We start from the raw sequence: 14,974 nt of genomic DNA, 5'->3' as shown, positions 1-14,974 counted from the left end.
CCCATAGTGCTTGCCGCCCGGCGTGCAGAGCCTTCAGGATGGCCCAAGGAATCGCCGATAGCGGCTGAGGCATCGGCAAGACTTTGCTCCCGCCCGGCAGGTAATTTACGGCTCCATGATAGGGCGGGTGCAAAGGGATGCCTCGTGGAGACATCCTGGGAGGATCGCACATGGCTCTGCTGGACGCGCGCGGTATCGCGCATTCGACCGGCAATCGCCGGTCGCTGGACCGGTTCGAGCTGGCGCTGGGCCAGCTCAACGGCTTCTATCTCGGCTTCCTGGAGACTATCGACGAGGCCCTTGCCGAGGATCCCGACTTTGTCGGCGGCCATCTGCTGCGCGCTGGCGTCTTCGCCATCACCAACGAGCGTTCCGTCGAGCCCGAGCTGCGCCGGAGCCTCGATGCGGCCCAGGCGCTGGCGGGATCGGCCAACGAGCGCGAGCGCGCCCACATGGCGGCCCTGCGCGCCTGGGCCGAGGGCGACCTGCAGGAGGCGGCCGACCGGTATTCGCGGCTGCTCGTCGAGCATCCGCGGGACCATCTCGCCCTGCAGATCGCGCATCAGGCCGATTTCTTCCTTGGCGACGCCCGCATGCTGCGCGACCGGGTCGCCTGGGTGCTGCCACACTGGGACCGCGACGTTCCGGGCTACGGCTATCTGCTGGGCATGCATGCCTTCGGGCTCGAGCAGATGAACCTCTACGGCCGTGCCGAGGAGGCGGGTCGCAGCGCCGTCGAGTTGAACCCCCGCGACACATGGGCGATCCACGCGGTCGCCCATGTGCTGGAGATGCAGGGGCGCACCGACGAGGGCACCGGCTGGCTGGAGACGCGGGCTCGCGACTGGTCGGACGGCAATGCCTTCGCATTCCACAACTGGTGGCATCTCGCGCTGTACTACCTCGACCAGGGCGATACGCGCCGGGCGCTCGGGCTCTACGACGAGCGGATGAAGCCCGGCGGCATGTCCGGCGCGCTGGAGATGGTGGATTCTTCGGCCCTGCTCTGGCGGCTGCACCTGCGCGGGATCGGGGTAGGCGACCGCTGGCGCGTGCTGGCCGACGAATGGGAGCGGGCGGCCTGCGACGGCTTCTACGCCTTCAACGACGCCCATGCCATGATGGCCTTCGCGGCCGAGGGGCGGACGGGCGCCATGGACCGGACGCTGGCGGCACTGCAGGCAGCCGCCGCGGGAACCAGCACCACGGCCACGATGGCGCGCGAGGTCGGCCTGCCGGTGGCGCGGGCCTTCCGCGCCTTCGGCGAGGGCGAATACCGGCTCGCGGCCGAGCTGCTCCTTGCGGTGCGCGGGCGCGCTCACCGCTTCGGCGGTAGCCACGCCCAGCGCGACGTGCTCGACCTGACGCTGGCCGAGGCGGCGATCCGGGCCGGCGATGCGGCGCTTGCCCGCGCGGTCGCGGCCGAGCGTACCGACGTCAGACCTTCGAGCCCGGCCAACTGGCTGCTTGCCGCGCGGGCCTACGATCTCTCGGGCGAGCACGACAATGCCGAGCTGGCGCGCCGGCGTGCCGGTGCCGATGATGGCGCCAGTGGCGGCGCCGTCCGGGGCATGGACGCGGCTCCGGCGAACTGAGCGCGGCGCGGGCCGGGATTTTCGTGGCCTTTTCCGGCCCGCGGGTTTGACTTTCGCCGGTCGATCCGTATAGTGCCGGCCTTCACTTCCCAGGAATGCGGGCGTGCCTTTTCGTTTTGCGCCCCGTCCCCGCAGCATGGCGGTGGAACTGACTGGGACAACAGCCAAGAAAGGCTCGGACCAATGAGCAAGCGCGCTCAGAGCAAGTACAAGATCGACCGCCGTCTCGGCGTCAACCTTTGGGGCCGTTCCAAGAGCCCCGTGAACCGCCGCGAGTATGGCCCCGGCCAGCATGGCCAGCGCCGCAAGAAGCCCTCGGACTTCGGCCTGCAGCTCATGGCCAAGCAGAAGCTCAAGGGCTACTACGCCAACATCGGCGAGCGCCAGTTCCGCCGTCTCTACGCCGAGGCCGTGCGCCGCAAGGGCGACACCGGCGAGAACCTGATCCAGCTCCTGGAGCGGCGCCTGGATGCGGTGGTCTACCGCATGAAGTTCGTCCCGACCCCCTTCGCCGCGCGCCAGTTCATCAACCATGGCCACGTGACCGTGAACGGCCGGCGCGTGAACATCCCGTCCTACCAGGTCAAGGACAACGACGTCATCGAGGTCCGCAACCGGTCCAAGCAGATGGCGATGGTCCTGGAGGCCACGGCTTCGGGCGAGCGCGACATCCCGGACTACCTGGAGGTCGACAACGGCTCCCTGAAGGGCCGCTTCCTGCGCGCCCCGAACCTGGCCGACGTGCCGTACCCGGTCCAGATGGAGCCGAACCTGGTCATCGAGTTCTACAGCCGCTGACGCGGCCGGGAACCGACCGGAGAAGCGCCGCGGAGGGAAACCTCCGCGGCGTTTTCGTTTCCGGCTTCCGCAGTCGCCCGGGCATAGGTCTCTGCGGAGGCCCCGGCGGAGGCCGCGGTCAACGCGCCTGGGCGGCCTGCGCCGGCGACTCACCCAGGCGGGCCTCCAGCTCGGTCAGCGCCGTCGAGAGCGACGCGGCCTCTGCGAAGGCGCGCGTGTAGGGGACGTCCGCCGTCGCGCCGCGGGCGAGGCGGTCCGCGGCCGCGGCGATGTCCGACAGGGGCGCGGCCACGCGGCGCGCAAGCCACAGCCCGGCGAAGGATGCGCCGCCGGCAGCCAGGAGCGCGATCATCAGGATCCGCTGCCGGAGCGCATGGGCGGGCGCCAGGGCCACCTCGGCCTTCTGCCGCAGCAGCACAGTCCAGCCCAGGCCCTTGGGGCCCTCCTTGCCGCCGGTCGGCGCCACGGCGGTCACGTAGTCCAGCCCGTCCGGCCAGCGCTCCACCGTCACGCCGGCGACGCCCTGCCGCGCCGTGGCCAGGCTGCGCAGCTCGACTTTGCCGCCCTCGGTATCCCCGGGGCCGAGCAGGATCGACCCGTCCCGCGCGACGATGAACGCCTCCACCCCTTCATTGTCGATGCCCTCGAGCACCTTCTCCTCCACCTCCTCGGCCCAGGACCAGCTGAGATGCGCTCCGACCACGGCGACCGGCACGCCGTCCGGGCGCCGCACCGGCGCGGCCACGTCCACGAACCGCGGGGGCGCCCCGTCGCGTGTTGGGCCCAGCAGCTTCGCCAGCAGGACCGCCTCGTGCACGTCTCCGGCGAAGGGAGCCTGCAGCCCACCCCGGAACCACGGCCGCTGCGAAACATCCGCCTGCTCGAGCTGCCCGCCCGTGCTTGCGATGACCTTGCCGTCGGCGGCGGCCAGGCCGATCCAGGCATATGCCGGCGCAGCGGCGCGGAGCTGCTCGAGAAGGCCGCGCGTCGTCGCCGGGCTGCCAAGATGATCGGTGTCCCGAGAAGCACTACCGGGCGCCGGGATGCCCGCGGACACGACGGCCGCCATGGAGATCACGTCGTTCCACCGCTCGTGCAGGCCGGTGTCGAGCCGGTAGGCGACCTCGCCGGCATGCCGACCAAGCGCGGTGAAGGCCGACTGCTCCAGTCCCTGGACGGATGCGCCGCCCACGACGACGCCGACGGCGAGGACGGGCAGGGCCGCGACGCCGAGCACCGCGGCCGAGAGCTTGGTCCTCAGGGGGGCAGGACGGGACATCGGGACACTCCTGAACGTTCGGTGTGGAGGCGGGCGGTTCACGCGGCCTGAGGTCCGCCCCGGACCTCGAGCCGCTTCCAGCTCATTGGACCTGGAGCTCTAGCGGAGGGCGCGGCTGGCGAGATCGGCCACGAGACTGCCAAGCCGCACCCGCGTCGTGCCGCCCTCGTAGCGGTCGGAATGGAGCTTGCGGACGAGCCGGTCGCGCAGCGCCGGGTCATCCGCAAAGCGGAGAGTGAAGAAGCCGTCGCCCTGCAGCATCAGGGTTCCGGGCACGGCCCCGACACCCGGCAGGTCGAGCACGAGTTCGGAGCCCAGCGGCACGCCGGCCGTTCCACGCACCTTCGCCCCACCGGCCGAGAGATCCAGGAGACGGGTCCGGCGCGGGCGGCCGCCGGCGGTGACGACCACCCCTTCGGCCGTCGCGAAGCGCTCGTCTCGGCGGTGTCGGGGCAGCTCGACGCAGACGGCCATGGCCAGCAGAAGGGCCGTGACGTTGTAGAAGGTCCAGAACAGCACGACCCATTTGCCGTCCCCGGCGCTCCCGGTCGGCGCGTAGTCGGCCAGCGTATTCCAAAGCGCGCCGCCGAGGTTCAGCGCCAGCAGCCAGGCAAAGCGCTTGATCATGGTCCACTGCACGACGATCTGGCCGCGGTCGCCGCCCTTGGCGGTAACCTTGAACGCATGCCCCCTGGGCTTGACGAGGCCGGTCGCGACGGCGCGGACGGCATCGAACATCGTCAGCATCTGCCCGACATCGGTCAGGACCGGCACGACCTGCCCGCGGGTCGTCCAGTTCAGGGCGATCATGACCGCGAGGAAGTAGGGCCCGAAGTAGAGGACGACCTCGGGCAGCGGCGCGTCCACCAGCGTGACGCCGAGAAACCAGTAGAGCGGGGGCGAGAGGAAGCAGGCCAGCCGGAAGGTGAAGGTGGCGGCCCAGTACAGGAAGCTGTCGACGAGGCCGAGACGGTCCATCAGGGTCAGCGCGTTGCGCCGCAACGGGCCGAGCGGGCCCCGGACGATCTGCACCAGCCCCAGGCACCACCGGCTGCGCTGGGTCACGTATTCCTTCAGCCCCTCCGGCGCGAGGCCGTCCGACAGCCGCTCGTTCAGGTAGACCGTGCGGTATCCCTTCTCCTTCAGCCGCAGGGTGACCAGGAAGTCCTCGGTGACGCTGTCGGTGGGAAAGCCGCCGATCTCCTGAAGCGCGTTCCAGCGGATGGCGGAGGACGTGCCGCAGCAGAAGGCGATTCCCCAGGCGTCGCGAGACGCCATGGCGTGGTCGAAGAAGAAACGCTGCTCGTCCGGGAAGGCCCGACCGATCTGCAGGTTCGCCTGGATCGGATCGGGGTTGAAGAAATGCTGGGGTGTCTGCACCAGCCCGACGTGGGGGTCGTGGAACAGCGCCAGTGCACGGCGGGCGAAGTTGCTGTGCGGTACGAAATCCGCGTCTAGCACGACCAGGAAGTCGGGCAGCGGCTCCAGCGTCGCAAGATGGCGCAGCGCGTTGTTGATGTTGCCGGCCTTGGCATGGGCATTGTCGGTGCGGCGGAGATAGCTGACGCCCTTCTCGGCGCAGAGATCGCGCAGCCAGTCACGCCTTCCGTCGTCGAGCACCCAGACGCGCAGGCGTGGATGGTCGATGCCGGCTGCGCCCGCGATGGTGCGGGCCAGGATCTCCGCTTCCTCGTTGTAGGTCGCGATCAGCACGTCGACCTGGGGCGGCTCGTCGCCCCACCAGCGATCATGGGCGCTGGCCTCGGTTCCCCGGTTGCGGGTGCGCGACAGGACCAGGAAGGACAGCGTCGAGCTGACCGCCGCGGCTGCCTCGAGCAGCAGGAAGGCCCAGGAGCAGATCGCATCCAGGGTGAAGTCGGGCGACGGCACGGTGGTGCCGGCGCGCCAGGCTATGTAGCGCCAGCACAGGAAGGCGCAGATCGAGAAAAGGACGGCCCGCGTGGCGGTGTCGTCGCGGCGGCAGAACGGCAGGACGGCCAGCGCCAGCCCGGCGGTCAGCAGGGTCGGGCCGAAGGCCGCCGCGAGAGGCGAGAGCATCAGGCGAAGCCCAGCCAGCGGGCCAGGGTGCGCAGCACATCGGACGGGGCGCCGGCGAAGGTCACCTTCCCCGTGCGGCCGACCGCGCAGGCGGCCGCCGGATCGTCGATCAGGCCGGGGAAGGACAGGGCGACATCGAAGCGCTCGAGCTGCTCCTTGCCAGGGGCGACCGCAAGGTTCTCGTACACCGTGGCGGCACCCGAGCCCGCGAGCCGCAGGACGATCCCCTCGTACACCTTTCCCGTGCCCGAGATCCGGAATCGCGCGGGATCGCCGACCTTGAGGCGGTTGTAGTCGCTTTCGGCCACGCTGGCCGTCACCAGCACGGTCCTGCAGTCCAGCAGCCGCAGGAGGTTCTGCCCTTTGCGTGCATATTCACCGGCGCCGAGCGACGCTTCCCAGACGAGTCCGTCGACGGGTGATTCGAGGAGCGCGTCGCGAAGCCGGGCCACCCGGTGCCGCTCGGCTCCGAGCTGGTCCCGAACCGCTGCCAGCCGGTCGCGGCGCTCCTTCAGCGTCGCGTCGAGCTCGGCCTGCCGCAGCGACAGCTCCTGGGCGCGCTGGGTCGAGAAGGGGGTGTCGTTATAGCTGTCGCCGAGGAAGGTGCCGCGGCGCGCGGCTGCCAGCTCGATCTCGGTGGATTCGAGCCTATGCCTGGCAGCGGCCGCCTCGAGGGCATCCACGTCCTTCGTCGCGCGTGCCTTGTCCAGGCCCGCGACCGACTGGTTGCCGCCGGCGCGGAGCTCGCGGGCACGCACGAAGCTGGCATCGGACTCCGCCAGCCGCGCTTCCGCCGCGGCGAGCGTCGCGCGCGCCTCCTGGACCTTCGCCTGGAGCTGTCCGATGCGGCCTGCCTGGTAGGCGGCGGCACGGGCGCCAAGCTCGGCGACGGCGCCGGTCGCCGCGCGGATATCCGCCTCGAGACGGGCGGTCTCGGCGACCAGCTCCCGCTCGATCCGCTCGAGGTCGAGCAGCCGGGCCGCGTCGACGCGCTCGTCGGCGAGCGTACCCAGGGATTCGCCCCGGCGCAGCCGCTGTCCGACGGAGAGCGGCTCAAGGGCGAGGATGCCGTCGATCGGCGCACGGACGACAGCCACGCGGGCATTCACCACGGCATTGGCGCTGACGACGGCAACGCCTTCGCTGAGGACGACGTAGAGGCCGACCGCGCCGATGGCAACGCCGGCTGCGACCTTGACGAGCTTGCGGGAGGAGAACGGCATCTGGGGGTCCGAAGCGTGTTCCCCGCCACGGAGGCGGGTGGTCGACGACGACGGAGGTTTGAGGCCTTATTGGTTAACCGGGAGTTGCGCCCCGCAGGGACAAAAAGGGACATCCGCGGCCGGGCATCGTGCCTGGCCGGGACCGGTGCCGATCCGGGGGCTGCGCCGTGCTATTCCGCGGGCAGCGTGCGCCGGGCCGCGCGGCGGCCGAGCACGGCATCCGAGCTGTAGACCGCGAGGCCGGCCCAGATCAGCAGGAATGCTGCGGCATGGGTGGGGGTGAAGGGCTCGCCATAGGCCAGGGTGCCGAGGCCAAGCTGGATCGTCGGGCTGAGATACTGCAGCAGCCCGATGGTCGAGAGGCGCAGCCGCAGGGCGCCGAGGTTGAAGAGGACGAGCGGAAGCGCCGTCACCGCGCCGGCGCCGGCAAGCATCAGGTCGAGGCCAAGGCCGTGGGTTCCGAACGCGCCCTGGCCCTGCGAGCCGATCCAGAGCAGCCAGCCCAGGGCGAAAGGCGATGCCATGGCCGTCTCGACCAGGAGGCCGCCCACAGGATCGACCGCGGCCTTCTTGCGCACCAGCGCGTAGAAGCCGAAGCTCCCGGCGAGCGCCAGGGCCACCCAGGGCATGTGGCCGACGCCGGCCACCAGGACGGCGACCGCCGCGAGGGCGAGGAGCACCGCCGAGACCTGTCGGCGGTTCAGGCGTTCGCCCAGGAAGAGCACGCCCAGCACGACGTTGACGAGCGGGTTGATGTAGTAGCCCAGGCTGGCCTCGACCAGCATGTTCTGGCCGATCGCCCAGATGTAGATCAGCCAGTTGCTGGAGATCAGTGCCGCCGTCACGGCATAGACAGCAAGCCGTCGGGGCGAGCGCAGTTCGCGGAGAACCAGCCCCTGGCGGCGCAGGGCCAGGGCGACCACCGCCATGAACAGGACCGACCAGACGGTCCGGTGGCAGACGATCTCCAGCGGGGAGGCGGGACTCAGGGCCTTGAAATAGATCGGGACGAAGCCCCAGCACAGGAACGCCGTCAGGGCGTAGAGCAGGCCGGCTGCGGCCGGATCGGGGCTCCGGTCGGGGCGGGAAGCGTCAGCGGGCGGGGCGGTCATTCCCCGTCCTTAGCACGGGGCGGGAGCCGCCGCCCGGGCGCCCCCCGCGGGGCAGGCATGCGCAGGTTCAGGGGTGCGCCGGTTCAGGGTCCGCGCCGGGCGGCGCGGACCCGCCGATGCCTCAGCGGTCCTCGACCGCGATGCCCTTGGCGCGCAGGGACTCCTGCAGCTCGCCGGTCTCGTACATCTCGCGCACGATATCGCAGCCGCCCAGGAACTCGCCCTTCACGTAGAGCTGCGGGATCGTCGGCCAGTTGGTGAATTCCTTGATGCCCTGGCGCAGCGACGGGTCGACGAGCACGTCGACGCCCTTGAAGGTCACGCCCATGTGGTTGAGCACCTGCACCACCGCCGCGGAGAACCCGCACTGCGGGAAGACGGGGGTGCCTTTCATGAAGAGAACGACGTCGTTCTCGGTGATGTCGCGGCGGATCCGCTCGGAAACGGTCGTATCCATCTCATCGTTCCTTGTTCGGTCAGGCGCCCTGGGGCACCGAAGTGGTGAGGGCCAGGGCGTGCAGCTCTCCGCCCATGCGCCCCTGGAGCGCCGCGTAAACCATCTGGTGCTGCTGTACCCGGTTCTTGCCCTTGAAGGCCGCGGATTCCACGTAGGCGGCGTAATGGTCGCCATCGCCCCGCAGATCCTCGATGCGGACAATGGCGTCCGGGATGCCTTCCTTGATCAGGCGCTCGATCTGCGCCGCGTCCATCGCCATGGCGTGTGGGTCCCCCGTCCTCAGACGACCGGCGCAAGCTCGCCGGCCATGAGAGCCGGCAGCCAGCCTTCGTTGGCGCGCCGCAGCTCATCGACCGATATGGCCCCGTGCCCGAAGCCTGTCAACGCGGTGCCGCCCGTGGTGCCCAGCGAGCTGCAGGGAACGCCGGCCTCCCCTGCGCGCCGGGCGATCTCGGCCGCCGCGTCCGCGGGGCAGGCGATCACGTAGCGCCCCTGGTCCTCGCCGAAGAGCTGGCCCGCATCCGCGCCGGCAAGGCCCGGAAGCTCGGCGCCCATGCGCGCGGCCATGGCCATCTCGGCCAGAGCAACCAGAAGGCCGCCGTCGCTGACGTCGTGGCAGGCCGCAACCAGCCCGTCCCGGATCAGGCCGCGGACGAGATCGCCGTTGCGGCGCTCCACGGCCAGGTCGACGGGCGGCGGCGGGCCGTCCTCGCGGCCCAGGATCTCGCGGAGATACAGCGACTGGCCGAGATGCCCGTCCGTCGCGCCGAGCAGCAGAACCGCATGGCCCGCGGCCTGGAAGGCCAGCGGCACGGCGCCCGCGCCGTCGTCGAGCAGCCCGAGCCCGCCGATCGCAGGGGTCGGCAGGATCGCCTGGCCCTCGGTCTCGTTGTAGAGGCTGACATTGCCCGAGACGACCGGGAAGTCCAGGGCCCGGCAGGCCTCGGCCATGCCCTGGATGGCGCCCACGAACTGGCCCATGATCCGGGGCTTCTGCGGGTTGCCGAAGTTCATGTTGTCGGTCACCGCCAGCGGCAGGGCGCCGGTCGCGGTCAGGTTGCGCCAGGCCTCGGCCACGGCCTGGGCGCCGCCGCGCACGGGGTCGGCCACGCAGTAGCGTGGCGTGCAGTCCGTGGTGATGGCGAGCGCCTTGTTGGTGCCGTGCACCCGCACGACCCCGGCGTCGGCCTGGCCCGAGCGGTAGATCGTATCGGCGCCGACCTGGCCGTCGTACTGCTCCCAGATCCAGCGCTTGGAGGCGAGGTCGGGACAGGCGACAAGGGTCTTCAGCAGCTCGGCCACGGGCCGGGCGGGCAGGGCGCCGAGGGCGGGCTCGAGCTCCGCGCGGGCGGGGGTCGGCTCCCACGGGCGCTCATAGACCGGGGAGGCCTCGACCAGCGGCGCGATCTCGATGTCGCAATAGGTCTCGCCGTGCATCTTCAGAACCAGCCGGCCGCTGTCGGTCAGCCGGCCGATCACGGCGAAGTCCAGCTCCCACTTCTCGAAGATCGCCCGCGCCTCGGCCTCGCGGCCGGGCTTGAGGATCATCAGCATGCGCTCCTGGCTCTCGGAGAGCATGATCTCGTAGGGCGTCATGCCGGTCTCGCGCTGGGGCACCCGGTCGAGCTCCAGCTCGATGCCGAGGCCGCCCTTGCCGGCCATCTCCACCGAGGATGAGGTGAGGCCGGCGGCGCCCATGTCCTGGATGGCGACGATGGCGTCCGTCGCCATCAGCTCCATGCAGGCCTCGATCAGCAGCTTCTCGGTGAAGGGATCGCCGACCTGCACCGTGGGGCGCTTCTCCTCGGCGTCCTCCGAGAACTCGGCCGAGGCCATGGTGGCGCCGTGGATGCCGTCGCGCCCGGTCTTCGACCCGACATACACCACCGGGTTGCCGATGCCGGCGGCGGCCGAATAGAAGATCCGGTCGGCGCGTGCGATGCCGACGGTCATGGCGTTGACGAGGATGTTGCCGTTGTAGGCCGGATGGAAGTTCGTCTCGCCGCCCACGGTGGGGACGCCGACGCAGTTCCCGTAGCCGCCGATCCCGGCCACCACGCCCGAGACCAAGTGCTTGGTCTTGGGGTGGTCGGGCGCGCCGAACCGCAGCGCGTTCATGTTCGCGACCGGCCGCGCGCCCATGGTGAAGACGTCGCGCAGGATCCCGCCGACGCCGGTCGCCGCGCCCTGGTAGGGCTCGATGAAGGACGGGTGGTTGTGGCTCTCCATCTTGAAGACGGCGGCCAGCCCGTCGCCGATGTCGACGACGCCGGCATTCTCTCCGGGGCCGCAGATCACGCGCGGCCCGGTGGTCGGCAGCGTCTTGAGCCAGACCTTCGAGGACTTGTAGGAGCAGTGCTCGGACCACATCACCGAGAAGATGCCGAGCTCGGTGAAGGTCGGCGCGCGCCCGACAAGGCGCAGCATCAGCGCGTATTCCTCGTCCGACAGGCCGTGCTCGGCCGCCAGTTCGGCGGTGACTGCCGGTTCGTTCCTGGGGCTCACGACAGCGCCTCCACGAGGGATCGGAAGAAGGGCTGGCCGTCGGTTCCGCCATGCAGCGGCTCCACGGCGCGCTCGGGATGGGGCATCAGGCCCAGCACGGTCCGGCTCTCGTTCAGGATGCCCGCGATGTTGCGGGCGGATCCGTTGATGTTGCCGTCGGCCGTGGGCTCGCCGTCCTCGTCCACGTAGCGGAAGGCAACGCGTCCTTCGCCTTCCAGCCGGTCGAGCGTCGCCTCGTCGGCGAAGTAGTTGCCGTCGTGGTGCGCCACGGGGATGTGGATGCGCTGTCCCGCCTCGTAGCCGCGGGTGAAGTCGCTCTCGACGTTCTCGACGCGCAGCCCCACGGGGCGCGAGACGAACTTGAGCCCGGCGTTGCGCATCAGCGCGCCGGGCAGCAGCCGTGCTTCGGTCAGCACCTGGAAGCCGTTGCAGACCCCAAGGACGCGCACACCCTTGGCGGCGTGCTCGACCACCGTGCGCATGACGGGCGACTGGGCGGCCATGGCGCCGGAGCGCAGGTAGTCGCCATAGGAGAAGCCGCCGGGAACCGCGATCAGGTCGACGGGCGGGAGCTCCGTCTCGCGGTGCCAGACCATCTTCGGGGGGGTGCCGGTGGCGCGCTCCAGCGCGACGCTGAGGTCGCGATCGCAGTTGGAGCCGGGAAAGACGATGACGGCGGCCTTCATGAGGCGGTCCGGGCTCGCGCTGGGGGAAAACTGGCGCGGACACTAATGGCCCGGTCAGCGCATTGCAAGCTCGGTCCCCCCGGCGCCGCCCTGCTATGTTGCGGCCTTTCCGAATCGGGTTCCGAGCAGATGCAGACCATCCTTCTCCTGTGCGTCTCCAACATCTTCATGACCTTCGCCTGGTACGGCCACCTGCGCTTCAAGGGTGCGCCGCTCTGGCTCGTGATCCTGGCGAGCTGGGGAATCGCCTTCTTCGAGTACTGCCTGGCGGTGCCGGCCAACCGCTGGGGCTACGGGACCTTCACCGCCGGGCAGCTCAAGGTGATCCAGGAGGTCATCACCTTGACCGTCTTCGCGGGATTCGCCGTGCTCTATCTCGGCGAGAGCCTCCGCTGGAACCACGCCGCGGCCTTCGCCTGCCTGGTAGGTGCCGTCGCCTTCATGTTCGCCGACCGGTTCTGAGCGTCGGCGCCCTCCAGGCCGGCATGCCGCCGGCGCAGCGTCCATCCCAGCGTCATGCCCGCGGCCCCGGTCAGGATGGCCGCGGCGCCGGCCACCTGCAGGGGAAGGAGCTGCTGCCCGAACAAGAGGAGATCCGTGGCGATCGCGACGATGGGATAGATGAAGGACAGGGCCCCCACGGTGCTCGTCGGCAGCTTCTGGATGGCGCCGTAGAGCAGGATGTACATGAGCCCCGTGTGGACGGCGCCGATCGCGGCCAGCATGCCCCAGGCGCCCGGCCCCGACGGCGCCGGCGACGTCGCTGCGAGCGGGGCGAGCATCGCGATGCCGACGACGACCTGGACAAGCGCAATCAGGTGCGGGGGCACGCCCTTCAGCGCCTTGGTCGCGAGCGCGGCCAGCGCATAGAAGAAGGCGGCTCCCAGCGCCATGGCGATGCCGGCGAGATAGTCTGAGCCGGGCTGCCCCGCGCCGGGCTTCGCCTGAACGATCAGCAGCATCCCGATGAAGGCGAGGCAGAGCCAGAACAGCTTGGACGCCGTCGGGCGCTCGCCCAGGAACAGCATGCCGAGCGCCACCAGCATGAACGGCTGCGTGTTGTAGACCGCGGTCGCTATGGAGATGGACGCGCGCGGATAGGCGCCGAACAGCAGCAGCCAGTTCAGCACGATGGCGACGCCGCCCAGGGCCGCCAGGCCAAGCTGGGCTGCCGTCATCGCGCGGGGGTGCAGCAGGCCCATGGCGCCGCAGACCAGCACGAGGGTCGCCGCGCCGAACACGCATCGCCAGAACACGACCGTCGTGACGGGCTCCCCGGACAGGACGACGAAGCCGCCGATCGTGCCCGATATCAGCATGGCGCCGGTCATCTCGGCCGCGCCCCGCGCCGTGTCCCGCATGGCACCCTCCCTCCAGATGGCCAGAGAATGTCAGGCAATGGCGGCGTATTCCATGGCTGGAAGAAGGAAGTTTCCGCCCATCTCCTTTCATTGTAAGGTCGGAACGCCTAAACGCCTGGGATGATAAGATGCTGGACGCAGCCGACCGCCGGATCGTGGAAGCGCTGTTCGAGAATGCGCGGCTCTCGCTCAAGGAGCTTTCGGGTCGCGTCAATCTCTCCTCGCCCAGCGTCGCTGAACGGCTGCGCCGGCTGGAGGAGCGCGGCGTGATCCGCGCCTTCACGGTCGAGGTGGATCCCCGTGCCCTCGGTTACCAGCTTCAGGCCATGGTGCGCATCCGGCCGCTGCCGGGTCGGCTCCACACCGTGCAGGAGCAACTCGCGGGGATCCCCGAGATCGTCGAGTGCGACAAGGTCACCGGCGACGACTGCTTCATCGCCCGGATGCTGGTCCGCACCATCGAGCAGCTCGATGAGATCCTAGACCGTATAGCCGACAAGGCCGAGACCAGCACGGCGATCGTGAAGTCCCAGCCGATCCCCCGTCGGCTGCCCCGACTTCCCTGATGGACGGCGCGATGATCCAGGACCGCAGGCGAGGGAACCGATGACGATTGCACCGACATGGAGTGGCGCCCAGGGCTACGCCGAGAATGCCGACGCCCTGGCCGAGCAGTACGAGAGCGTCACCTTCGAGGAGGTGCACCGGGACACCCTTCACCTGATCCCATTGCCGCCCGCGCGCATTGTGGATATCGGCGCGGGGTCCGGGCGCGACGCGGCGGCCCTCGCCCGGATGGGGCATGCCGTGCTCGCGGTCGAGCCGACGCCCGAACTGCTGCTGCACGGGCAGCGGATCCACGGGGACCTGCCGATCGAATGGCTCGGCGACGGGCTGCCGGAGCTCTCCCGCGTCCGCGCCTGCGGCGAGCGGTTCGACGCCGTCCTGCTGACCGCCGTGTGGATGCATCTCGACGCCCGCGAGCGGGCGGTCGCGATGGAAGCGATCGCCGGCCTCCTGGCGCCGTCGGGCGTCGTCGTCATGTCCCTGAGGCACGGGCCGGTGCCCGCGGGGCGCCGCATGTACGAGGTCGGCGCCGACGAGACGATCGCGCTCGCGGCCGGCCGCGGACTGCGCGTGGTCCATCGCAGCGAACGCGACGACATGCTGGGGCGGCCCGAGGTCCGGTGGACGTCGCTCGGACTCGCGGCGCCGGGCGGCGAAGTGGGGCGCGGCTGAGGGGAGCGCCGCGCCGCTCAAGCGGCGCGCGGATCCACGGCGACGCGCAGCGCGAGGGCCGCGAGCACGCTGCCCATGATCCAGCGCTGGGCACGCAGCCAGGAGGGGCGGGTCGCGAACCAGGTGGCGACGGAGCCCGCCGCCAGCACGATGGCCAGATTGACCGTGAAGCTGACGGCGATTTGCGTCAGGCCCAGCAGGACGCTCTGCGCGAGGACCTGTCCCGCCTCGGGGTCCACGAACTGCGGCAGCAGCGACAGGTAGAGCACGGCCGCCTTGGGGTTCAGCAGATTGGTCAGGAACCCCATCGCGAAGAGCCGGCCCGTCCCGTCGGTCGGGAGGTCGGGGCGCGGCTCCAGCACCGATCGGGCGCCGGGCCGGACGGCGTTCCAGGCGAGATGCAGGAGATAGGCGGCGCCCACCCAGCGGATCGCATCATAGGTCAGCGGCACCGCCAGCAGGACCGCCGTCAGCCCCAGGGCCGCCCCCAGCATGTAGAGGAGAAAGGCGGCGAGGACGCCCAGCAGCGAGACGAACCCCGCCCAGCGTCCCTGGGTGATGGAGCGCGTCAGCAGATAGATCATGTTGGGCCCCGGCGTCAGCACCATGCTGAGCGCGACGAGGGCGAAGCCTGCGAGGGCACCCTGGCTGACCATGATCC

Annotated in this window: 15 protein-coding genes; 5 read left to right on the top strand and 10 right to left on the bottom strand. The window is 70.4% G+C overall.

What is annotated here, in order from left to right:
- Nucleotides 1-170: 170 nt before the first annotated feature.
- A complete protein-coding gene (locus JUB13_RS00820) occupies nt 171-1,595 on the top strand; it encodes a tetratricopeptide repeat protein (RefSeq protein WP_207476370.1) in 1,425 nt (474 codons plus the stop codon).
- 183 nt (nt 1,596-1,778) lie between these two features.
- On the top strand, nt 1,779-2,393 hold the full coding sequence (gene rpsD / locus JUB13_RS00815) for a 30S ribosomal protein S4 (RefSeq protein ID WP_207476369.1): 615 nt from the start codon (nt 1,779-1,781) through the stop codon (nt 2,391-2,393).
- 118 nt (nt 2,394-2,511) lie between these two features.
- Here rpsD and JUB13_RS00810 read toward each other — a convergent pair whose 3' ends face one another.
- The 8 genes from JUB13_RS00810 to purQ all read right to left on the bottom strand — a co-directional run bounded on the left by JUB13_RS00810 (nt 2,512) and on the right by purQ (nt 11,713).
- On the bottom strand, nt 2,512-3,672 hold the full coding sequence (locus JUB13_RS00810; protein ID WP_207476368.1) for a cache domain-containing protein: 1,161 nt from the start codon (nt 3,670-3,672) through the stop codon (nt 2,512-2,514).
- Between the two features lie 99 nt (nt 3,673-3,771).
- A complete protein-coding gene (locus JUB13_RS00805; RefSeq protein ID WP_236024641.1) occupies nt 3,772-5,730 on the bottom strand; it encodes a glycosyltransferase in 1,959 nt (652 codons plus the stop codon).
- The gene (locus JUB13_RS00800) at nt 5,730-6,953 is read right to left on the bottom strand and encodes an HlyD family efflux transporter periplasmic adaptor subunit (protein WP_207476367.1); all 1,224 of its coding nucleotides are present in this window, start codon (nt 6,951-6,953) and stop codon (nt 5,730-5,732) included. Before JUB13_RS00800 ends, JUB13_RS00805 begins: the two co-directional genes overlap by 1 nt.
- A 170-nt stretch (nt 6,954-7,123) precedes the next feature.
- Nucleotides 7,124-8,065, bottom strand: a complete 942-nt coding sequence (rarD, locus tag JUB13_RS00795) for an EamA family transporter RarD (RefSeq protein ID WP_207476366.1) — start codon at nt 8,063-8,065, stop codon at nt 7,124-7,126.
- Nucleotides 8,066-8,186: 121 nt separating this feature from the next.
- Nucleotides 8,187-8,522, bottom strand: coding sequence for a Grx4 family monothiol glutaredoxin (gene grxD / locus JUB13_RS00790; protein ID WP_207476364.1), 336 nt, complete (start codon nt 8,520-8,522; stop codon nt 8,187-8,189).
- Between the two features lie 19 nt (nt 8,523-8,541).
- Nucleotides 8,542-8,781 (bottom strand): BolA family protein, encoded by a 240-nt coding sequence (locus JUB13_RS00785; protein WP_207476362.1) that lies wholly within the window; start codon nt 8,779-8,781, stop codon nt 8,542-8,544.
- A 20-nt stretch (nt 8,782-8,801) separates the two neighbouring features.
- On the bottom strand, nt 8,802-10,949 hold the full coding sequence (purL, locus tag JUB13_RS00780) for a phosphoribosylformylglycinamidine synthase subunit PurL (protein WP_211115451.1): 2,148 nt from the start codon (nt 10,947-10,949) through the stop codon (nt 8,802-8,804).
- Nucleotides 10,950-11,023: 74 nt separating this feature from the next.
- Nucleotides 11,024-11,713, bottom strand: coding sequence for a phosphoribosylformylglycinamidine synthase subunit PurQ (gene purQ, locus JUB13_RS00775; RefSeq protein WP_207476358.1), 690 nt, complete (start codon nt 11,711-11,713; stop codon nt 11,024-11,026).
- 129 nt (nt 11,714-11,842) lie between these two features.
- Between purQ and JUB13_RS00770 the strand changes: the two genes are divergently transcribed.
- Nucleotides 11,843-12,175, top strand: a complete 333-nt coding sequence (locus tag JUB13_RS00770; RefSeq protein WP_207476356.1) for a DMT family protein — start codon at nt 11,843-11,845, stop codon at nt 12,173-12,175.
- On the opposite strand, the gene JUB13_RS00765 is transcribed toward JUB13_RS00770, so the two are convergent.
- Nucleotides 12,085-13,074: a DMT family transporter gene (locus JUB13_RS00765; protein WP_207476354.1), complete on the bottom strand. Its 990-nt coding sequence runs from the start codon at nt 13,072-13,074 to the stop codon at nt 12,085-12,087. The two genes, JUB13_RS00770 and JUB13_RS00765, sit on opposite strands and share 91 nt — an antisense overlap.
- A 128-nt stretch (nt 13,075-13,202) precedes the next feature.
- Here JUB13_RS00765 and JUB13_RS00760 point away from each other — a divergent pair, with 128 nt between their 5' ends.
- The gene (locus JUB13_RS00760) at nt 13,203-13,640 is read left to right on the top strand and encodes an Lrp/AsnC family transcriptional regulator (protein WP_207476352.1); all 438 of its coding nucleotides are present in this window, start codon (nt 13,203-13,205) and stop codon (nt 13,638-13,640) included.
- 40 nt (nt 13,641-13,680) lie between these two features.
- Entirely contained in the window at nt 13,681-14,313 is a 633-nt protein-coding gene (locus JUB13_RS00755; protein ID WP_207476351.1) for a class I SAM-dependent methyltransferase, read from the top strand.
- A 17-nt stretch (nt 14,314-14,330) separates the two neighbouring features.
- Here the strand turns inward: JUB13_RS00755 and JUB13_RS00750 are convergent, their stop codons facing one another.
- Nucleotides 14,331-14,969 carry a LysE family translocator gene (locus JUB13_RS00750; RefSeq protein WP_207476349.1) on the bottom strand — a complete coding sequence of 213 codons (639 nt, stop codon included), beginning with the start codon at nt 14,967-14,969 and terminating at the stop codon, nt 14,331-14,333.
- Nucleotides 14,970-14,974 lie beyond the last annotated feature (5 nt).

Origin of the sequence: Arenibaculum pallidiluteum, from assembly GCF_017355985.1 — a bacterium.
GTDB lineage: Bacteria > Pseudomonadota > Alphaproteobacteria > Azospirillales > Azospirillaceae > Arenibaculum > Arenibaculum pallidiluteum.
Note: the sequence above shows the minus strand (reverse complement) of the source record. Positions and strands in the feature narration are given on the sequence as shown.

Coding starts and splice junctions, on each gene's coding strand:
- JUB13_RS00770 (WP_207476356.1), top strand. CDS start 11,843: ATGCAGACCATCCTTCTCCTGTGCGTCTCCAACATCTTCATGACCTTC.
- JUB13_RS00765 (WP_207476354.1), bottom strand. CDS start 13,074: ATGCGGGACACGGCGCGGGGCGCGGCCGAGATGACCGGCGCCATGCTG.
- purL (WP_211115451.1), bottom strand. CDS start 10,949: ATGCTGCGCCTTGTCGGGCGCGCGCCGACCTTCACCGAGCTCGGCATC.
- JUB13_RS00820 (WP_207476370.1), top strand. CDS start 171: ATGGCTCTGCTGGACGCGCGCGGTATCGCGCATTCGACCGGCAATCGC.
- JUB13_RS00810 (WP_207476368.1), bottom strand. CDS start 3,672: ATGTCCCGTCCTGCCCCCCTGAGGACCAAGCTCTCGGCCGCGGTGCTC.
- rarD (WP_207476366.1), bottom strand. CDS start 8,065: ATGACCGCCCCGCCCGCTGACGCTTCCCGCCCCGACCGGAGCCCCGAT.
- purQ (WP_207476358.1), bottom strand. CDS start 11,713: ATGAAGGCCGCCGTCATCGTCTTTCCCGGCTCCAACTGCGATCGCGAC.
- JUB13_RS00755 (WP_207476351.1), top strand. CDS start 13,681: ATGACGATTGCACCGACATGGAGTGGCGCCCAGGGCTACGCCGAGAAT.
- grxD (WP_207476364.1), bottom strand. CDS start 8,522: ATGGATACGACCGTTTCCGAGCGGATCCGCCGCGACATCACCGAGAAC.
- rpsD (WP_207476369.1), top strand. CDS start 1,779: ATGAGCAAGCGCGCTCAGAGCAAGTACAAGATCGACCGCCGTCTCGGC.
- JUB13_RS00750 (WP_207476349.1), bottom strand. CDS start 14,969: ATGGTCAGCCAGGGTGCCCTCGCAGGCTTCGCCCTCGTCGCGCTCAGC.
- JUB13_RS00805 (WP_236024641.1), bottom strand. CDS start 5,730: ATGCTCTCGCCTCTCGCGGCGGCCTTCGGCCCGACCCTGCTGACCGCC.
- JUB13_RS00785 (WP_207476362.1), bottom strand. CDS start 8,781: ATGGCGATGGACGCGGCGCAGATCGAGCGCCTGATCAAGGAAGGCATC.
- JUB13_RS00760 (WP_207476352.1), top strand. CDS start 13,203: ATGCTGGACGCAGCCGACCGCCGGATCGTGGAAGCGCTGTTCGAGAAT.
- JUB13_RS00800 (WP_207476367.1), bottom strand. CDS start 6,953: ATGCCGTTCTCCTCCCGCAAGCTCGTCAAGGTCGCAGCCGGCGTTGCC.